The sequence below is a fragment of the Haloterrigena alkaliphila genome (assembly GCF_017352155.2).
GTDB lineage: Archaea > Halobacteriota > Halobacteria > Halobacteriales > Natrialbaceae > Haloterrigena > Haloterrigena alkaliphila.
This window is the reverse complement of the sequence record NZ_CP071462.1, coordinates 1,870,095-1,889,431: the sequence shown is the minus strand read 5'-3', so window position 1 is coordinate 1,889,431 and position 19,337 is coordinate 1,870,095. Positions and strand designations below refer to the sequence as shown.

Annotated in this window: 14 protein-coding genes and 1 pseudogene; 6 read left to right on the top strand and 9 right to left on the bottom strand. The window is 55.0% G+C overall.

All coding sequences use genetic code 11. The features are described 5' to 3' along the window. The first annotated feature begins 10 nt into the window (after positions 1–10). Positions 11–583 carry a class I SAM-dependent methyltransferase gene (locus J0X25_RS28035; RefSeq protein ID WP_207290816.1) on the top strand — a complete coding sequence of 191 codons (573 nt, stop codon included), beginning with the start codon at positions 11–13 and terminating at the stop codon, positions 581–583. Between the two features lie 72 nt (positions 584–655). Here the strand turns inward: J0X25_RS28035 and J0X25_RS28030 are convergent, their stop codons facing one another. The 5 genes from J0X25_RS28030 to J0X25_RS28010 form a co-directional block, all read right to left on the bottom strand. Further along, on the bottom strand, positions 656–1,162 hold the full coding sequence (locus tag J0X25_RS28030; protein ID WP_226777002.1) for a hypothetical protein: 507 nt from the start codon (positions 1,160–1,162) through the stop codon (positions 656–658). Positions 1,163–1,167: 5 nt separating this feature from the next. Continuing rightward, positions 1,168–3,144, bottom strand: a complete 1,977-nt coding sequence (locus tag J0X25_RS28025) for an AAA family ATPase (RefSeq protein WP_207290814.1) — start codon at positions 3,142–3,144, stop codon at positions 1,168–1,170. Between the two features lie 12 nt (positions 3,145–3,156). Further along, positions 3,157–3,342, bottom strand: coding sequence for a DNA modification system-associated small protein (locus J0X25_RS28020; protein WP_207290813.1), 186 nt, complete (start codon positions 3,340–3,342; stop codon positions 3,157–3,159). A 1-nt stretch (position 3,343) separates the two neighbouring features. Further along, positions 3,344–5,494, bottom strand: coding sequence for a DEAD/DEAH box helicase family protein (locus J0X25_RS28015; protein WP_207290812.1), 2,151 nt, complete (start codon positions 5,492–5,494; stop codon positions 3,344–3,346). A gap of 203 nt (positions 5,495–5,697) precedes the next feature. Further along, entirely contained in the window at positions 5,698–8,178 is a 2,481-nt protein-coding gene (locus J0X25_RS28010; protein ID WP_207290811.1) for a hypothetical protein, read from the bottom strand. A 920-nt stretch (positions 8,179–9,098) separates the two neighbouring features. Here J0X25_RS28010 and J0X25_RS28005 point away from each other — a divergent pair. Beyond that, complete coding sequence (locus J0X25_RS28005) at positions 9,099–9,551, top strand: hypothetical protein (protein ID WP_207290810.1); 453 nt, start codon at positions 9,099–9,101, stop codon at positions 9,549–9,551. Between the two features lie 486 nt (positions 9,552–10,037). Here the strand turns inward: J0X25_RS28005 and J0X25_RS28000 are convergent, their stop codons facing one another. Next, positions 10,038–11,453 carry a tyrosine-type recombinase/integrase gene (locus tag J0X25_RS28000; protein WP_207290809.1) on the bottom strand — a complete coding sequence of 472 codons (1,416 nt, stop codon included), beginning with the start codon at positions 11,451–11,453 and terminating at the stop codon, positions 10,038–10,040. A 691-nt stretch (positions 11,454–12,144) separates the two neighbouring features. Here J0X25_RS28000 and J0X25_RS27995 point away from each other — a divergent pair. Further along, the gene (locus tag J0X25_RS27995; protein WP_207290808.1) at positions 12,145–14,139 is read left to right on the top strand and encodes a hypothetical protein; all 1,995 of its coding nucleotides are present in this window, start codon (positions 12,145–12,147) and stop codon (positions 14,137–14,139) included. Positions 14,140–14,260: 121 nt separating this feature from the next. After that, positions 14,261–14,641: a hypothetical protein gene (locus tag J0X25_RS27990; protein ID WP_207290807.1), complete on the top strand. Its 381-nt coding sequence runs from the start codon at positions 14,261–14,263 to the stop codon at positions 14,639–14,641. Between the two features lie 11 nt (positions 14,642–14,652). On the opposite strand, the pseudogene J0X25_RS39905 reads toward J0X25_RS27990, so the two are convergent. After that, a pseudogene (locus tag J0X25_RS39905) lies at positions 14,653–15,086 on the bottom strand (type IV toxin-antitoxin system AbiEi family antitoxin domain-containing protein); the annotation flags it as partial. A 68-nt stretch (positions 15,087–15,154) separates the two neighbouring features. Here J0X25_RS39905 and J0X25_RS27985 point away from each other — a divergent pair. Next, a complete protein-coding gene (locus J0X25_RS27985) occupies positions 15,155–15,739 on the top strand; it encodes a hypothetical protein (protein WP_225896753.1) in 585 nt (194 codons plus the stop codon). A gap of 113 nt (positions 15,740–15,852) precedes the next feature. On the opposite strand, the gene J0X25_RS27980 is transcribed toward J0X25_RS27985, so the two are convergent. Together J0X25_RS27980 and J0X25_RS27975 are read right to left on the bottom strand one after the other, a co-directional pair. Then, positions 15,853–16,425 carry a hypothetical protein gene (locus J0X25_RS27980; protein ID WP_207290806.1) on the bottom strand — a complete coding sequence of 191 codons (573 nt, stop codon included), beginning with the start codon at positions 16,423–16,425 and terminating at the stop codon, positions 15,853–15,855. Continuing rightward, the gene (locus J0X25_RS27975; protein ID WP_207290805.1) at positions 16,418–17,506 is read right to left on the bottom strand and encodes a hypothetical protein; all 1,089 of its coding nucleotides are present in this window, start codon (positions 17,504–17,506) and stop codon (positions 16,418–16,420) included. The genes J0X25_RS27980 and J0X25_RS27975 overlap by 8 nt, the downstream gene beginning before the upstream one ends. A gap of 317 nt (positions 17,507–17,823) precedes the next feature. On the opposite strand from J0X25_RS27975, the gene J0X25_RS27970 reads away from it, so the two are divergent. Then, positions 17,824–19,107, top strand: coding sequence for a type II toxin-antitoxin system RelE family toxin (locus J0X25_RS27970; protein WP_207290804.1), 1,284 nt, complete (start codon positions 17,824–17,826; stop codon positions 19,105–19,107). The last annotated feature ends 230 nt before the right edge of the window (positions 19,108–19,337 follow it).

Below are 19,337 nucleotides of genomic sequence, written 5' to 3'. Positions count from 1 at the left end.
CTGTGAGAATATGGATGCCGTTTCTCGAACGCGTACTGTCTACGGGACGAACACCCACAGATTTGTGGAAAAATATCTTTCCGTATCAACGGCTGACCGCTATGGCACGGAATTCTGTGAGGCGCTGGACGGTAAGCGTATTTTAGACATTGGCTGTGGCCCCGGGTCAGACCTTGCAACGTTTACGTCCCGAGGGTATGAAGTAGTCGGCCTTGACGTAGTATCGGCGTTTCTCCAAGTCGTAGACAGGAATACATCAGAATCAGCGGTGGTCCAAGGCGATATGCGGCAGATCCCGTTTCAGGATGCCTCGTTCGACGGGGTTTGGAGTTCTGCCTCGTTCCTCCATATTCCCCGGTCAGATGCGATCCCGACTCTCCAAGAATTCCAGCGCATCCTTTGTGACACAGGGGTTATCTTCCTGTCAGCGAAGCGCGCTCCAGCAGACACAGATCCTGTGGACGACCGCTATTTCGAGTATTACGACGCCGACGAGATACGACAAATGCTATCTGCAGCGGGTTTTGGTCAAATAGCGGTTGAAACGGAGTCCATTTGGGTCACTGGCACTGCACGAGCATAGCAATCACAGGTGGCGGCCAATGCCAGTCTCCTCCATTAGGAGTTTCCGGTGTAAGCGAACGTACTGCCGGAGTTAGAGGGTACCGACGTCGCCCGGTGTTCCGATGGCGTCCGTGAACCGCTCCCGCCACAGGTCCTCGGACGCATCTTCAACAAACCGCACGAAGTCGAGGTCGTCATCTGTTTCCTCATCGAACCGTGCGACACCGGCATCCGCGTACCGGAGTACTTCCTCCCAGGCGTCGTCCTCTTCCATTCCTTCCTCGAGCTGGACGACCTTCGTGATGAAATCGATGGTCTGGCGATGCTTGTTGTCGTCGCTGATGTCCTCGACCCGGCGGATGTCCTGGCCGTAGGCAGCATCGGCATCGACCTTTTCGTCGTGGAGGAAGCCGAGGATAGCTCCGAAGCTGAACAGTTCGTACTGGTATTTGAAGAAGTAGTTATCACTTGCGCTGGGTTCTCCGTCACTACCCGTGTCTTCCTCGTCGGCTTCATCATCTGCATCCTCATCGCCACGGGATGCTTCTGCTCGTTCAACGTACCGGATGTAGATGTGTTGCTTGCCGGTTTTGATCATGCGCGTCATGATTCCACCTCCGCGGCGGCCTCCATGACATCCGGGAGTTCCTTGATCGTCGACGAGCTGAGATCGTCATCCCGGATCGTGATCTCGTAGTGGTCGGCGATGAACTCGGCCATCTCCCCGATATCATCTGTAGAGAGTTCGTTCGGCTGGTAGAGGATGATGACCTGATCACTGAACTCGTGGTAGAAGTCAACGAGGTTGGCCTTGTGCTCCGGATCCAGCCGGCCGATCGGTGTATCGATCACGACAGGGGCGTTCCGCGTCGTGTACTTGCTGAGGCCGGCGATGAACGAGTACGCAATAATCTGTGTCTGGCCGGCACTCGGGTCCTGCTCTTCTAAGCTCCGGGTGGCGTTCGGCGTCTTGACCTGCAGTTCATAGTTTTCCGTGATCTCTATTCCTTGGTAGTAGTCCGGCCGGTTTGTTAGTTTGAGGAACGTCTCTGTTGCGTGGTCCTCGACGGACTTTCGGCGGCTTTCGACCAACTCCTCTTTGATGTCTTCGAACGCTTGTTCACAGCGCTCGGCCAGGGTGGATAGTTCCCGGTATCGTTCCGCTTCGCTGTCAGCCTCTTCCATCCCGGCGATCCGGGTCTCCAGTCGTTGTTTCTCACTGGTGAGTTCGCCCTTCCGCTCGCGCTTCTTGTTTAGCGTCCCTTCGAGTTCTTGGATTTCGTTGTTCAGTTGCGTTTCTTTCTCTTTCAGGCCAGCCTTCGCCGCTTGCTCGATCTCATCGATCTGGGACTGGATCTCCTCGATCTCCGCCTGCGTATCTTCAATGTTTTGGCGAAGACGGCGGATCGTCGCCTGGTACTGCTGATACCGATCCAGTTCGGAGGAGACAACAGTATCGACGTTTTGACAAATTTCCATGAGGGCTGTCAGGCGGCGGCGTTGTGGTGAATGAAGTTTCACATACCGCTCGGAGAGCTGCTGGTGCTTCTCGTCGGTCAACGGCTCCCCACAGATACAGGTATCGCGATCATCATCGTTAATGATCTGATGAAGGACTTCGGCTTCCCCGCTGGCACCTTCAATATCATAGTTATCTCGGAACACCTGTCGGCCACGGGCAGCCATGATCGGGCCCAGTTCCCGGCGGAGCTTGTCCCGCTGCTCGATTGTCTCCTGGAGGTCGGTTTCAGCAGCGTGCAACTCCTCTTGAAGGTCTTGTTTCTCCTGGCGAAGTGGCTCCGTGTCTTGGATTTTATCCAGTTCCTGGCGGACCTCGCGGCGGTTGGCTTTCTTCGTCTCAATCTTCTCTTGGATCTCGGCGATCTCGCCTTCGGTATCGTCACCAATCTCGTCGAGTTCGTCCATCACGTCACGAAGTTCTTCCCGTAACGCTTCGACCTCGCTTGCGGTCGATTCAAAATCGGCGTACTCGCGGTCGAAGTTCCGTTTCCGGTCGTTCAGATCGTCGACCGCGTTCTCGATCTCCTGGATGCCGAGCACGGTCTCGATCGATTCACGCACCGTCTCGTCATGGGACTCCTCGAACCGCTGAAGTTCCTCCGCGTCGAAGAGGAAAAACGGGGCGACGTTCTCCGGGAGAATCCGGTTGATAAACCGGCGGTACTCCTGTTCTTTGGCTCCCTGTTCAACAATGTCCCCGTTCGGTCCCCGGACCTCCCGGTACCAGTTCGCTGCCTGCCGGTCATCGGCCGAATCGACCTGGCTGTAGTTGATACCGCGTTCGATCGTGTAGACCTCGTCATCATGGAGGAACGTCATCTCAACCCGGGTGGTTCCTCCTGACTCCTCGGCAGCGGTGCGGTTGATGTGCTCTGTGTACTCGGCCCGGTTTTCCGCTCCGTACAGACAGAACCGGATCGCGGTAAAGAGCGATGTTTTCCCCGTGTCGTTCTTCCCACGGATCAAGATTAGTGGGTGGTCAGCCTCCGTTCGCGGCTTGATCGTTACTTCGCCGTAGTAGGGCCGGAAGTTTTCGATCGTGAGTTCAGTGATTTCCATAGGTCTGCGGTGTTAGTTGTCGACTTCGTCTTCCAGTAACGCCCTGACATCTTTCAGAATTGATCCCCGTCGGTCCATGTTCACGACCTCACGCTCGGCCTCATAGATCTCGAGGAGAAGTTCAGGCGGTAGATTATGTTCCTCAGCCTTTTCCTGGATAAGCGTCCGCAGTTCGTCGTTGGAAACAGAATCTTGCATGTTAGATGTATGCTAGGTGTTTGAAACTCCGTCCATATGTATCCAACTCTTCTGCTAAACGCTGCTCGACCGAATCCTGGTTCTCGGCTGCTTCCATCAGGATTTTTGCCCGTTCGAGTTCCTGCTTGACCAGAGATCGGGCACGCTCGTCGTCCGGCGGAGCGCCTAGCCCTGGGAGGACGAGCATGTCGTAGATCTGCGCCCGGTCCACGGCCTCTGTCTGGCGGAGTACACGTCCACGTCGCTGGATGAACTCCCGCTTGTTCCGGGAGCTCGCGATGATCACGGCGGTCGAACAGTCCGGGACGTCGACGCCTTCGTCGAGACACTTGATCGCCAGCAGATAGTCGAGGAGATCGTGTTCAAACCGGTAGAACGCCTCGGCCTGTTCCTCCTCCCGGTTGGAGATATATACGCCGTAATCGATGTCTGTATGGGCTTCCAGCTGGTGTTCCAATTCCTCGATTTGCTCGGTGTCCTCGCAGAACACCAGGGCCGGCCGCGGATGATCTGTCGACAGGAACGCCTCGAACCGGTCCGGCTTCCGCGCTGCCGTCTTCTTGATATCGGCACGTTCCCGGAGGAGGTGATCCCGCTGGTTGATAACCGACTCGTCCACCCGATCGTTCGAACTGATCTGCGCCGACAGCCGCTCGATCTGCACCGACAGCTCCGCATAATCCTCGAATTCCTGCGGCGTCAATTCACAGATGATCGGATGATACTCGTACTCCGTCAGGTAGCCATTCTCGATCGCCTCCTGCGTCGTAAACCGGAACGGCTCGTGGCCCCCGAAGTAGCTGTAGATCGCGTTCGTCCCTTCCTCGTCCCACTGCCGGTCCGGTGTCGCGGACAAACCGATTCGGCGGCCGGCATCGATGTCGAAGATCGACTGGAAGGTTGGGGCTCCTGCGCGGTGCACCTCGTCGACGATGAGTTGCAGCCGTTCCGGCGGCACGTGCTTCAGGTAGTTCAGAAACGTCTCGCTTGACGCCGTGTGCAGCGTGGTCAGGACCACGGACCGGGGCAGGTCGTGGACCGCGTCCAATGAGCCGACCCGGAACGGGTCGACCAGCGATGTCATGTTCGCCTTCCAGTCCGTGTCCCCGCTACACTCTTGGATATCGATGTCGGACCCGAACACGGACTGGATCTCCTCCTTCCACTGTTGGAGTAGGACTTTGGATGGGACTACCACCACGGTCAGCCGGACGTCCGCCTGGAGCCGGGCCGCACGGAGCGCGGTCAGCGTCTTTCCAGACCCGGTTGCCATAGCGAACAGTCCCTGGTAGTCGTGGTTGCGCCACCACTGGATAGCTTCCTGTTGGTGATCCCAAAGTTCGATTTCGTCTTCATTTTTCATAGTCCGACTACCGTTGGCTCCTTCTTCACTGAAAAACATCTCGAGCGCTGGCAGACCATCGACCGTACCGGGACTGCACTCTTCCAGTCCAGCCTCGATGGCCTCTGGTAGTTCGCGGACTGTCACCATTGGATCATCATTGTCCCATAGCTGCTCGAACGCCTGTTCCTTATTGTCCACACGTGTGGCCTCGCCCGGCTGCCAGCTCCGGAATACGTCGAACGACTCGTAGTTGTCCGTCCACCCGGCAGCGGTTTCGTTGATCGAACCGCTGAACGCTACCCGGTGCCCGGCATCGTCCCGGATCACGCCGAGCTTTTCATGGTAGAGACGGAACGGATTTGCCTCGTCGCCCTCGGGGAGATACGCGATCCGGATATCCAGCAGGTCCTGCTCTACCATCCACGCGAGGCATTGGAACCGGTCTGTGTTCACGAACTCCAGATAGTCTCCTTCGAAGAGCGTGGCCTCAAGCCGGTCAGCAAGGACAGACTGTTCGGCTTCCCGGTTGTCGGCTGCCTGGAGAGCCTCGATGTCCGCTGGCTTGAGATTCGGGCTCGTAATAAGCCGCATCGATCCGCCGTTCGCGATCAGGCCAGCGATGCCCTGGGCGGCGTACTGTAACGACTTGCTGTCGAAAAAGCCGGCCGCCCGGTCGTATCGAGTACTCTGGCGCAGTGCCGGGATATAGAACTCGTTCAGTGGGTCGTCACCCAGTCGATATTCTTCCTGCAGCTGCAGCTGCCGCAACCCGTGTTCACCGTCTGCAGCTGTATCTGGCCCGCTCATTTGCCTTCAAATCGGGTTGGACCCGTTAATATGTTCCCATACCTGTTATTCCCGGGGCGATGGATCCGTGTGTTTCACCGTAATCCTCGTGGTTTCTTCTCCCTCGTCAGCGGTAAAGGACGTCAACTGTCCTGACAGCGACTCGGGAGCAGTACGATGTCAGCGCCGATGCCGCAGGTGATCCGCTGCGGCTGGTGCTGTGGTTAGGCGAGGTCCGTCGGGTCGACGTTCTTCGCGATGGCTTGCATGAGAGTAAGCGCGGTCTGGTTGAGGTACTGGTTGCGGAGCTCTTCGTCGAGCCCATCCAGTTTGTCCTGGTGCTGCATCATCGTCGCCAGGAACGCGATGTGCGCCATGTACTCCCGCGTGTACCGGTTCAGCACATTCTCGCTGCGCGTGACCTTATCGAGGATCGGCGCGATGTTCTCGTTGAAGAGTGCGACATGAACTTGGTCGCGTTGTCCATCATCGCGTTCGATGTAGTTGACGACGCTGGCCTCGCCGAAGCTGAACGGTACGTCGGTACCGTTGTTCTCATGGGGGATGATCTCCGGCGACACCGAGCCGGACGTTTGGTTGGTCCCAGTATCCCGGTCGATCGGTTCCCCGATCTCGACCGCAGCGGTGTTCGACAGCGAGTCCTCGCCGCCGTTCCAGGTCAGCCGTACCGATATTTCACCGGTCGTGCCGATGTCGATATCGTCGGTGATGTCGAACACCAGGTAGGTGTGCCCGTTCTTCAGCCGACGGCGGGTCTTCTGCGTGAACGCGTCCTTGGTGGCGCCCGTGAACACGGGCGTGAACGTGACGTCGTCGCGTTCATCGAACCGGTCCTGGGCATCGAGTCGGACGTGGAGCGAGAGCGTGCCGCCTTGCCGGGCCGTGATCGCTTCCCCGCGTTCCGCAGCAGGGTTGGCGATTTCGAGCCAGGTCGGTTCCGGCTTCAGGTCGTCGACCGGGTCGGGGACGTAGCCTCCACCGCCGGAGCCCGGGTCCCCACCGGATCCGTCGCCACCGGCCCCGTCACCGCCGTCGGTGCGGGTCCCGTCGCCGCCGGGAACCTCAAGTCCGGGGATGTCGTCGGCCTCGATGTCGAACGTCGACATCAGATCGGCCAGATCTTCGTTGGCCTCGTCAGCGGACTCACCGCCGGACCGAGCCTTCTCGTGGTAGTAGTCGTTCAGTGCCGCGAGCTGGTCATCGGTCTTGAACGCCTCGACGAGCCGCTGTTTCACATGGTCGTATTCCTCGCCTTCAAGCGCGCGGTCGCGCGTGCTCGAGAACACAAGTTCCCGCTTGTGACTGTCGAGGCTGTCGAAGTTCACCTCGACGATGAGACGGTCTTTGATGAAGCCGAGGTTGTTGCCCTCGAGCGTGCGCTTGGTTTCCTCGTGGTGCACCTGGCCGCTCAGCGTGAAGACCATCGGCTGCGACGGGTCCACAAACCGCTCGACGACGTCCCGTTTCTTGTCATCCTGGCCGGACTGGGACGGGTCGACGATCCACCAGCGGACCTCGAGGTCGCCGTAATCGGTGGTCACGTCCATCACGCCCTGGGTGCGCTGACCCTGAGCCATGCCGGCGTCCGGGAGATCGTTATCGACTTCGTCGACGTATTTGGAGTCGTTCAGGAGATGCCGGCCGCCTTTGATAGTGGCGTGCGGGGCTTCGGCCTGTCGGTGGTCCTCGACCCGGATCGGGTAGACGGACGCGAACAGCAGGTGCTTGGTGACACCGGCGACGTTCGACCGCTTGAGTTTGTCGTCGCCGCGTCCCGTGAAGCCGTCGGCGTAGTAGTTGACGAGCCGGACGATTGACCCGCCGCCCTCGAGTTCGGTTGCTGCGGACACTGGAAGCTGCGGGATGGTCCCATCCGGACGGACCGCGTATTCGTACGCCCGGACGATGTCGCCGTCCTCCGTCTCGTGTTCCTTGTTCTCGCGGACGATTGTCCAGCCGACCGGGCCGCCCTCGTGGGACCGAGAGATGATAATCGTGTAGTCGGCGAATCGGAACGAGTTGCTGCCACCCTGACCGAACTTCCCGATGAGGAACGGCCAGCTGTTCTTGTTGTCGCCGTGCAGCGACAGGAACGTGTCCGGGAAGTCGTTGGGGGCCTGTCCGATTCCCTGGTCTTCCAGTTCGATGGTCAGCCCGTTGTCGGCATCAGCGTCGGCCAGCCGGATGGCCGCAAGTTCCGCGAGTTCTCGGACGGTACTCTGGTCGACACCGTCGTAGCCGTCGGCCGGCAGCCCGAGCAGTTCGGAGACGGCATCCCGCGGATTGTCCGGGAGTTTTTCCTTCGCGGTGTCGAGGTCCCCGTACTGCTCGATGACCTCGCGTTCGGTGATGGCGTCGACCATATTGGTTACGCGTTCCATCAGTGCGTTCCGGGGGTTACCTCCCATCTCGACGGTGCCAACGGCGTTCTGATCGCCGACACGAACCCATTTGAGCCCTTTGTCGGCGCGCTGGTCCTCAATGAACGCCTTGACTGCCGCAGCGGAGTCGAGTGACTTGAGGGTAGTGATCGTACGATGCGTGTCGTCGTGCGCGTCTGAAGTCGCCATGTGTGTAGCGTGGTGATTAGTGCGTACGGTGCAGCGACGCGCAACCTTGATAAGGTGAGAAAGCCTAGGGCTAACGTAAGGTGCCGGGGCTTCCTCGGCGCCGCCGTCATCCACGGGCGAACTCTGCCAGGAGGACCCGTGGACTGCGATACTTGCTTTCGGGGACGTCACGTCCCCCTGCCGCCCTCACAACGAGAGCGACATCCGGGAGAATTCGCCGAGAGAAGTTAAGCATTCTGGTGTGTAAAGTTTCTGTGGAATTCAGAGAGCGAGCATCTGAAACTAACCTAACACGGTGGAAGAGGGTTTGTAGGGAGATTTTTCCTCAGAGAAGAAACTGACATCTTGGCCTCAAACTTAGGTACTGTTTATGTACTCCTGCGTCAGGTGTTTGACGGGTGATGGTTATCCGGCCAACAATTAGGGAGTGAAATGCGCGTGAAAGACACGAAACGTAGCCGACCACGTATAACCCACAAGCATATTACACAGATAGAATATCCCTGTAGGACATAAGATTTGGCGTATAGCTTTTCGCACAAGACTAAGGACGGGTAGTCACTGTCTCTTCAAAATATATTCCCTAGTATAACACCGGGAAACTATCGGCTGTGCTTCCAGACGTAGCAAAACATCGTTACTCGTGCCGACCATTGCATTCATACTTTATAGGTACGAATTAAGTAGTGAACGGTGTCAGTGTTCCCTACATACCGTTCTGAGCAGTATTTTAGATGTACCATCTAATGTTTTCCGAGTTAGTTTAGAATTGTTGGGGGTAGGATATAATTCAGTATATTGGTTGGTTAATGCTTGTGACGGCGGGTATCCCGTGATCACTGTCCGTCCAGCGTTTCTCGTCGGAAAGCAGTGCCATGGGCCTACCATCCCTACGTACTGCATGCTATTAATAATTTCTAAATTTGGAACCAGTATCAGATGTCGAATACTGACATTCGGATATCGAACATCGAATTTCGAATTTCGATATCTAGTTTCACTGCCTTTTCAAAAGCTTCCGGTGTTGATCTGATATGGACGGATCTGGACTGGAGCATCCGAGCTTGATCGGGGGAATCTTCGGCGATTTCAGCAGCGAGAACCGGCTGGTCGCGTTCAACCGGTTAGCGCAGGGTGACGATATTGCCACCATCGTGGAAGAGCTCGATGTGACGCGGAGTGGCGTGCAGCACTGGATCGCGGACTGGCGAGACGGCAACTACCTCGAGGAGGATTCCCACGACCTGACAGCGTACGGCCGGGCCGTCCACGGCCTGCTGACCGAGATCGACGCGAAATGCGGCGACCTGGAAGAAGAGGCGTTCGCGCACCGCCTCCGCGACACCCTGACGGAGAGCGATCTCAGCAACGACGACGTCCTCCGGTTCACGATCCGGGAAGCGCTCAGGGACCGTGCGGTCAGCCGCGACGACGCGGAAGCGATCGTTAACGAGGTCCTCGACGAAGCCGATCGTGATCAGGAATGAGCTTTACCGGTCTGATAAAGGAAGAGGATGTGAATCTCAATCCAAGACTCTACCCATTCATGTTGACTGACACTTGATCTGAGCGCTATCGAAGACTGCCAAATCTGTGGAATGACCTTCGGCATATCATTCTCGGGATAGGGAGAGACCTTTAGGCCGGGACCTTACGGGTCATCCCTCCGATCAGATGAACAACCTTTGTTGAGATTTTTTGGTACTGTTCCCCCGGTTTGATTTGTCTTGTGGCGTTTCCGATGCACTCTGTCACCCCTCCATCGTCTGGGTATAGTACCTGTTCTGTTCGATATTCAGCGCGACTCGCCGGATCTCATCTGAAACTGGTAGGACGTTCACCAGGCAGTTTGCATCTATCGTGTCCAAGTGTTTCTCCCTAAAGTGTGTATAAAGAAGGACCTCAATTAATGAAGATTGATTTGGTTACTCATGAAGTGATTCAACGAGATAACTTGGATCGTCAAAACCGATTCACAGATTCAAAACTAGCTCCCATGCGATTGGGTCGAACCCGATTCCCATGAGGCCGAAATTGAAACTGATGAGCGCCACGAAGACGATGTACCCTGCTACTGCTTTACACGCTTGAGCACGCGCAGCGTTGTGCTTCAAGGCGGTGTTCACCTTATCCTGCGCCGATACAATGTCGCCAAGAAGTGGGATCTGTTCTTGGATGCCAGTTCGCGTCTCGTGGGTTGGTTCTTCGTACCCCTCTAAATGCTTCCGGAGCTCGTTCCGGCGCTGTTGTCGCGCCTCTTCTTTCGTGCGCAGGTCGTAGTGCTTGTTCAGCACCTTTCGAGACACGTCCGCGCGTTCGCAGATAGTATCCTTCGATACGCCTTGCTTGAGCTGATGGCAGATACCTCCTCGCCGAACGGGATGAGGCGACACCGCAGACAAGCACCGACTGAGGAGATTGTTGTTGGTTCTAGCATCACACTCATCAGGATCCATCTCATGTGGACACTCTTGCCCACGCCGACACGGCTGGGTGACTCTGTACAGGTCTCGTCGGAGAGTTGATTCCGACACTCGGCCATACTTGGTTGTGAATAGTGGCTTCCGACCGTACTCGTCTTCAACCTCGATTCGTTTCGGGTGTTCGGGATCTCCAGTTCCGTCGATATATCTGTTCAGGATATCACAGAGCCAGTCTGGGAGATTGATTTTCCGTTCGCCACCTTCGCCCTCCACCTCACTTTCGCCGTTCTTCAATGGAGTCTCTTCGTCGGGTCTGTGTTCGAGTTCGATATAACCTTCTTCGCGGTTGTAGCTTTCAAGGTCTAAGGATCGAACGCCGCCGAGGCGGCATAACACCCCCCATATCAACGCGAACTCGGCAAACTCTCGGGGAACATACTCGAATTGATCGTAGTAGTCCACAATCTCTTGTGCCTGCTTTGATGTAATCCGAGTGTACGAGACGATGTCAGACGGGTCGAGATCTGGCAGTTCTATCTTGTCCGCTACCCCTTCGTCGACAATCTCGACCTGTTCGCACCATCTGATCAGTACACGGATATTCGCCAGTTGCCCATGTAGGGTTGCAAGTCCGATGTTCCCATCCTTCTTCCGCCACTGTTTGAACCCGACAAGATCACGCGACGAAAGCTCTGAGAGATCATCGATGTCGACGTATTCGCAGTACTCCAGAAATCTCGTCAAGTCGTACGAGTAGTCTTTGTACGTCCAGTCTGCCCAGTCATCGACGTTCACAGAGAGAAAATACTCAACAACACTCACAGGGTGTTCGCTGGTGAGTTGGCTCTCGCCGTTCCCGACAATCGTATCACCATTCTCTAATTCACGTGACTGTTCTTCAATTCGTGTGGCTAACTTCTCCGGCAGATCCGGAAGAGTCAACTCGTTCTCTTTAGCCCTACTCATCTGAGAGTCACAGAATTGAAATAAGGGTGTACTTTTAAACCCTCGGCTCACAGCCGAACATCACGTTTTGAAGAAGAAAATATCCTCGTAACGATTCACCAGGCAAGCAAAGAGCGATATATTTCGGACCGCGGTAGTGAGTGAAATCACGTAACACACTTCAAATGAAGAGTTTAGCTGGGAATCGCCATCGATCACAATCGCCGCAACATAATTCTGAAGAAATCATTTCATCAGTAGAGATAGCAACTGATGTAGCCACCACGCGCGATGCTTGGAGAACCACTACAAGCATCTTGGAAATCCCGTGTAATCCAAATCGTATCTCAGAAACGGGACTAATATCTTCCTTGTCGAGGCTACTACACGAAATCACCTGTATATCAGTGAAAGAAGCGCCATATCCTCAGTTCTGGTTTGTAACATCGCCCACACTAACCAACAGTAAAATTATGTTTTGGGAAGTGTCTCGGAATGATTTGTCTAAAAGAGGCTCCTAGTGCCATGTGAGGGGGAGTGTTATTGTAGGTTGGAAATCGGGTGGTAGACAAAAGCCTAGCAACACGAGGATCTCTTAGTGGCCTCCGTCACTACTAGAGGCGCAGCGAACGATCGCGTCAGAGACTGACCGATTCTCAGCCACAGGCCCAATCCCTTATCCCTGAATACAAACTAGTTCTATGCAGCACTCATGCCCGATGGCCCTCCAGTCGCACATGCAGACCAAGTCAGACCGTTTCCGTCACGCAGTACAAGCGAGTACGCAGTTCCGACAAAGTACGCCGAGCACCCGGAAAAGACCGAGTTTGGTTCAGTCACGACTCGTTTCGATGACGAAATCGAACTTATCCATCCCGCACCGGACATTGAGACGTTATTCCAGACAACCCATCTGACTGCGCAACTTCATCTTTATAACCGCGACCAGCAGGATCGTGACTGGCCGTTCGCTAACGATGGGGCAACCCTGTATGATCTCGCAATCCTCAATGTCATGGATAAAGTCCTTGACGTTGAGGAGCTCTCACCTGCTTCTCTCGACATTCCCACACGGCGGTTCAAAGTTGTCTTTCTCAAGAGAGCTCGGCAACCCGCGACGCATAAAGGATTCTACGAATACATCAACGGTTTAGAGCCGGTGCTCACCAGACTCGGCTACCGTAGCGCCTCAGATCTACCCGGATCCGAGACCCTCCGCTTAGCGTCGAAAGAGAACGTTCCGAAGGAACTGGACGACTCAGAACAGGACGCGTTTGATGCCGCTGTTGTTCGCGCGATCTATGCTGTGTATCGCAACGGCATCGAAGTCCCCTCATCAGTGAGCGCCACGTACGGGTTCGACGCTGTCACCCCACCACTGTATGAGAGAGCAGTTCCCCGTACAGAGAAGCAAACGGCTCTCCGGAATTGGGTTCAGCTTCTGGTTGACGAAACGGTAGAGCCGCTCACTTTCTATCGTTCCCAACCACGGACGGACTTTCAGCAGTATATAGGGCTTTTCGCCGCATCTGCATTATACGGCTGCGGGGTACAGACCGTCACAAATGTTTCGGACTACAATTATACGCGAGAAGTCATCCCGAAGGGCAGCGGGATTGGGAAGTATATCAGAGATGACGATCTCCCACTGAATGGTGCCCAGGTTGCATTAGAAAACACAGAAAAACAAGCGATAACGGAACAGTTCGATGCCGTTCACCGCGCAACGCTCGGACTCGCAGAGCGGTTCGGATTCTTCCAGAGTCCACGCTCGCTGGCTGTTGACCTATACCGTATCGAATGGAATGGAGCCGAGAACGACGTCACTATCAATCGACCTCCGAAGTCAGAAAATGACAATCGGTCGCAGTGGACATATGCAGTACTCGGCATCATCGATACAGAAGCTCGATTCACACTCGGTACGCGGTGGCTACCGGATAAATCGACGTACCCGAGAGTCATCACCGAACTCGCACCGATTGTGAACGATTTCGTTGCTGTCGAAGCGCTGTATGCCGACAGTGAACTGATCTCAGGAGCCTTGATCGATGCGTTCCGTGGAATCGCAGGCTCCGACTGGGTGGTACGAGCACCCAACCAGAAAGTAATCAAGCTATTGAAAAGATACACACCGGAGAATCATACCGGGTACGTTCCGACGGTTTCGTGGAAGACGTCATCAAAACCCTCTGCCGTTTCATACCCGTACAATAGTAGTAACCCCTCGCTCATCGAGTTCACCGCCCAGGAATTGAAACGAGCAGATCCCGTGAATACTGAAGAACAAACAAAATTCTCAGACTTCACGGATGCTGAAAAATCGTCTGCCTCTTTACCGTCCACACTCTGGGAGCAATTTGACGATCCTGAATCTCTATCAGGTGTCGGCAATGCATCGACACACACAGCGTACCTGACTGACCGCTCGTTACCTGATCGTTCAGGAAGTGGTATTCATTTCCCGTATTATCAACGCTGGGCGATTGAGGAATCGATAAACCAGATTTCGAACGATTTCATGCCGGTCATCAATAGCAGCAACGAGAAGCTTCGACTCTACGGCGTGAACGTCGCTATCCTTTTCCAAAACTGGCATACACTCATCAACCGCGCTCTGTCCCCAGAGCTCGGCCTTCGTCGAACAGTCACGCATCCAGAACTCTTGATGGCTATTCAGGATGTTGCGTTCAACGACACCAATTAGTCTCCGCATGATGAGTGCTCTTCGACTCGTTCTCAACTTTGGAATCTACTTATGCGGTCCAACTGAAGACGACTCGGCTTTGGGAAACTGATTACTGGCGTCCCGGTGTATCGCCGCATCAATGCCCCAGATATTCGACTTCTACTGTACGAATTCGGACTGTAACTTCGAGATGCCGTCCGGCTGGGGATACTACATGTACGCGATTGCGGATGACGACGAACGCGTCCACTGTCCTCATCCCGGAGAGATGAGGCGAGCGCGAGAGGTGATCGGCGAGGACGCATCCCAGGAAGAGATTGACCGTCGCACCGGGTTCAACACGTACTGCTTCTGTATCCACTGTGAAACGCAAGTGGATTTGGACTTGGATAGGGATGAGAAAGTGTGTCCGGAGTGCCGGTCGAACGCAGTCAAGACCATCGATGAGCTCGTTGACGAACAATGCCCTGTCTGTGAAGGTGGAACGGTTATCGCCGAAGACACCGGCACGATCGCATAGAAGAGCGGTAAGAACTTCTGCTCCGTGACCGACACCGGACGATACGTGACCCCGTGGATTTCACGCTCTTGAGCGCGCGCTGTCGTCACGATGTACACAGTGCGGGACATCTGCTCTGTCAGTCCGTGGCGATTCATCGCGCTCCAGTACCCGATGTACATCGGCTCCACGAGTGTTGACGCGATCACGAACTCGTGTTCGGTATACACGGCGTTCTCGCCCGCAGCGAGCGGCAGGATGAGATATTTCCAGTGCGCGATCCGCTCAAGCCAGCCTTTCTCTTTAAGCGCATACGCCATGTCCTTGGCCGACTTCCGCGGGATGTCAAGGGCGTCTCACTAATGCTGATGACCTGTCGGTTCTCGCTTGCGAGTCGTGACAGCGCTTGCGACTCGCGCGTCGACAAGCTCTTCCGTTGAGCTTCTTCGTCGTTTGTTGATCTCATAGCCGCTCAGCATACATAGAACCTAAACCGCCCAAGCCTTCTTGTAAACCTACAGTGGTTGGTTTATAATGCCGGTAAATGCGACTTGGGGCGAGCTGCTAGTCGGTGCGTACCACAAACGGATGAATGGCTGTGAGGTTGTTAGCTATAATAACCGTTCTGAGGAGCGTGGGAACCAGATGGAAGCCGATGTCATCGCCATCGACAATGATCGAGACACAGGCGGACAAAACGTCTACGTCTGTGAGGTGGTGACTCATATGAGTGGGAAACTCTACTCTGGATCACCAGACGAGGGCTGGTGGACTGAGTTCACTAATACCAAAGCCCACCAGTACTCCCTACAAAAACTCCAGCAGAAATTCCGGGAAGATTACCGCTACGTGAACGACACGTTTGCGAACGCCGACGACCATTCATACCAATTCTGGGCACCTGTAGTCACCGGTTGGGAGAGAGGAAGTGGTCTAATCAACGGACTCGAAGAACTCGGAAACCGATTCAAAGACGAGACCGGCGAAGAACTCGAACTCATCATCAATCAAGACTACACCGAACGTATTCAGAATCTCCGCAAAGGAGCAAAAGGAGACACTAGCGATCACGGAGCCCCCGCGTTTCGGTTCCTTCAGATTCTGGAGAACCTAAAGTAAGACAGCACCGCAGCTGAACTCCCACACACTCCGTCGAACACCTCCAAGATGCAGAATACGATCTGGGGGCATCAAAGACGCAAAATGGACAGGCACGTACTGGCGCTGAATTGTTAGTTAGTAGAGGCCGGCTCACCGAACTGCTCTCCGAACTCAAGGAAGTGCTCCTGTAACGTCTGGAACCCATCCGTAATTTCGGGGCCGTTCGTGACCGGGATGTAGAAAATCCCCCAATCGCTATTCCAAACATCGTCGTCGAACTGAATCGCATCCCATCGTGACTCCTGACGCGTTGCTTGCTTCACGCGCTGGTAGTCTTCCATCGGGCAATCCTTGATTTTGTAGAGTACCACGCTTAGTGCTTGATCGCTTGGCTCGTCATGCCCATGGATTTCCGGTTGCGCCCACTCAATAGCGAGATTCCACGTCAGTCGCTCCCCAGACGCGTTCACACGACTCATCTCTGTGTCCATCCGCATATTCCCTAGCGGCGGTGAATTCCGCCGTAAATTCACGCTCTTTTGCGGTGTCGGGTCATCCACGAAAAGCGCCGGCGCTTGTTCAGCAGTCGCTTCTGCGACGTTCCGAATTTCCCGCACCATCTCCGACTCGAACTGATCAACCAACGTCAGCGCTTTCAGAAACCGGTCGTTCTTAATCCCGTTCGTAATGAACTCCTCATTCATGCGTGTCTTCCTCCGTGAGCACCCGCCGTAAATACTTGATTTGTGCTGTCGGGTCAACAGCAGTCAGTTGATGCAAATCCATCCCAGCGATTCGGTCACCCGCCTCAGCCGTACACAGGTCGCTGACGGGGTGAAACCCCAGTAACCGTTGCTCGATCAACGTCACGAACAGGTAAGCACTCGCCTGCCAGTGACTGTCCGATTCTTGGCCCTCACTAAGCAACCGGCGAAGGACTCGACTCACATCCTGCCAGAACCGTACCGTCACCTCGGGTGAATCTCCAGCCTGAATCACGGAGCGCTCATCAATTGGTTGTACCAACTCGTCGCCGAACGTGTACTGGAGCTGCGAGTGCTTGCTTCGCTGGATGAGCAGCTCGTGCGACCAGTCCCGGTCGTCGTGCCGTTCAACCAACTCCGCCGTGTGCGGTGTCTTCCCGTACTGTTCATCGCCTGTTTTCACTTCGATCGATACCGCTGTCCCCGCATATTCGACGAGAATATCCACTCGCCGATTAGACCGTTCGCCGTGAAAGACGACTTCTCGACGGACACGTTCAGGCGCTTGATCTGGCGTTCCAAGTAACGCTGCCGGGAACGCTCCTGCAGACTGCCACAGGAGGTGGGCGAGCCAATGTGACCAGTCCTCTTCATCCACTGTCCGTCGTAATGGCCCTTCAAACGAGCTTTGTGACCGCCAGTCAGCCGTGAGCGGATCGTCATCGAACGGACTCGCACCATCCTCCCACATGTCACTGACCGTTCCCAACAACCGCTGCAGCTCGGCCAACTCGGATTGGTGGTCTTCTACATAACTCGCCCAGAACGAATCGATCTCTTCCCACGCCGTTGATTTCGACCCTTGATCAAGTCGCTGCGTGAACTGGTCCGTACTATGCAACTCATGATCGGCCTTGAACCCATCCCAGAACTGATCGACACTTTCCCAGTGCCGCTGTTTCCACGCTTCGTCAACGCGTCTCACCTGATCGGCTGCGAGAATCATCTGCCGCTCACCAGTAAAAGCATCCCACCAGCGATCCGTTTCCGGCCAGTCATCAACAGATACCGGCAGAGCCATACACACTCCATCGCACGTCTGCGACATAGAACTTACCCGAATACGAAGGTATACCCGAACTGTCGGTTAGACGCGGTCAAACCTCTCGGTGAATTCGACTACAACAAGAGTTCTCTAACGATGAGCGTGAATTGAGTTCGATATCGACGACATCTGTCAGCGGCGACACCAAGTTGTGTTTGCGTCTTTGTTGTCGGTAGAATCAAAACCGATGGTGCTCCAGAGATGGCGGGTCTATTTCTCACGCTGATAGGTAAATCTGAAATATGCCTCTTATCCCCGAGGTATAACTCGTTCCTAGAATTCGATTGGAGTGTATGCGTCTCATGGACTGTCGGGAGTTTCTCTCCCGGTACGCAGCTGGCGAGAGTTACAAACCATATGGCGGGCCTCTCCAAGACGGCACTAACCCTCCATCGGTATTCAATGATCATCAGACAACCATCGGCTGGCCAGCGGACGGGCACGTTATCCCACGAAACAAGTATGAACACCGACTTCGAGACACTACCCCCAATAACAACGAGGTGCATGCTGAGGAGATATTACATTTTCTTGAAGCCGAGTGGGATACCGCAGTCGGCGCATACGGGCTTGATGCTGTTACCGAATACATCCCGTTCCATATCGATGAGCAGTCATACGGTATTTACATTCCACAGCGCTGCATCCGCAGTCTAGGACATTTACTAGACGGTTGGGCACGAAAACTGACAGCGGAACCGGACACCCCGCCTGAATCAATCCATCTTGACGCCACTGCGAACGCTCACTCCCAGTCACCGTTTGAGTCTCTAACCCAAGCATTCGACCTCGCAGAAGAATTGCTCGTCCGGTACCGCTGGGCTGACCACCAACTAGAGTTACTCGCCACACATCTGGCTGACTTCACTGGCAGTGACGCGTACGATGCCTATCACGACCAGAATCGACGGCTCAACGTAGACGAAATCGCTACGCGGTACCGGTTACTCCGGCAGCTTGACCGTAGCACAGCGTGTCGCCGTCTCGCTCCCTCTGGTCTGTATGACCCGTTGCTTCGCCGGATGACTGCGTCTTTCACGAACAACAACGAGAACACTCTCTCACAGCTCAGCAGTGAATCGCCACAGACGCTTCACCGGCAACAGGTCAGCGTGCTATCGTCAGCGTTCGATATCAACACCACACGTTCCGAAGGCTTCCTTGCTGATGAACTTCCCTTCCGCCGGCTTGACCGGAGTGTTCCCGCCCGAATTCAGGTATACATCACACGACGGGAACCTGATTCAGACTATGGCACTATCACGAATCGACCAGGAACTCGCTCGCTTGATTTAGAGCAACGCCCCATTTCTCGGACGGATGAATTTGAGCGGAGCTATCGGAAGGCCGATGGGACACTGAAACGCGATATTGACGATCTTGTCGAAGACATCAGAAACCGGTTCGGGCATTTGACATGGAAGGGTATGAGCTTCGGTCCAAAGGATAAACGATACATCGATGTTACAGGGAGTAAGCGGCTTGTTGTACAAATTGACGACCAGACTAAGGCAGTAACGCTGCTAGACTTCGGTTCTCACGACTTGCCGCGCCAATACGGATTCAACAAGGTCTGATACTTGTCCCATCTCCCGGCATTCGCACTCCCCCTGTGTGTACGGGAGCGGCACATATGCGGTTCTGAATGACGACGATCATCCAGGACTACTGTGGGACGTTGCTGTCGGCCGGGCTACGAAGTAATCGCTGGCCAAGACGTTTCTGAAGACGGACTCACAATATCTCCCGCGGTGTAGTTCGCTCACTCTCACCCTTTTATCGACAAGAAATTTTATACCGAGATGCT

Excerpts from the sequence above, each read along its gene's own strand:
- J0X25_RS28035 (WP_207290816.1), top strand. The coding sequence starts at position 11 with ATGGATGCCGTTTCTCGAACGCGTACTGTCTACGGGACGAACACCCAC.
- J0X25_RS28030 (WP_226777002.1), bottom strand. The coding sequence starts at position 1,162 with ATGATCAAAACCGGCAAGCAACACATCTACATCCGGTACGTTGAACGA.
- J0X25_RS28025 (WP_207290814.1), bottom strand. The coding sequence starts at position 3,144 with ATGGAAATCACTGAACTCACGATCGAAAACTTCCGGCCCTACTACGGC.
- J0X25_RS28020 (WP_207290813.1), bottom strand. The coding sequence starts at position 3,342 with ATGCAAGATTCTGTTTCCAACGACGAACTGCGGACGCTTATCCAGGAA.
- J0X25_RS28015 (WP_207290812.1), bottom strand. The coding sequence starts at position 5,494 with ATGAGCGGGCCAGATACAGCTGCAGACGGTGAACACGGGTTGCGGCAG.
- J0X25_RS28005 (WP_207290810.1), top strand. The coding sequence starts at position 9,099 with ATGGACGGATCTGGACTGGAGCATCCGAGCTTGATCGGGGGAATCTTC.
- J0X25_RS28000 (WP_207290809.1), bottom strand. The coding sequence starts at position 11,453 with ATGAGTAGGGCTAAAGAGAACGAGTTGACTCTTCCGGATCTGCCGGAG.
- J0X25_RS27995 (WP_207290808.1), top strand. The coding sequence starts at position 12,145 with ATGCCCGATGGCCCTCCAGTCGCACATGCAGACCAAGTCAGACCGTTT.
- J0X25_RS27990 (WP_207290807.1), top strand. The coding sequence starts at position 14,261 with ATGCCCCAGATATTCGACTTCTACTGTACGAATTCGGACTGTAACTTC.
- J0X25_RS27985 (WP_225896753.1), top strand. The coding sequence starts at position 15,155 with ATGCCGGTAAATGCGACTTGGGGCGAGCTGCTAGTCGGTGCGTACCAC.
- J0X25_RS27980 (WP_207290806.1), bottom strand. The coding sequence starts at position 16,425 with ATGAATGAGGAGTTCATTACGAACGGGATTAAGAACGACCGGTTTCTG.
- J0X25_RS27975 (WP_207290805.1), bottom strand. The coding sequence starts at position 17,506 with ATGGCTCTGCCGGTATCTGTTGATGACTGGCCGGAAACGGATCGCTGG.
- J0X25_RS27970 (WP_207290804.1), top strand. The coding sequence starts at position 17,824 with ATGCGTCTCATGGACTGTCGGGAGTTTCTCTCCCGGTACGCAGCTGGC.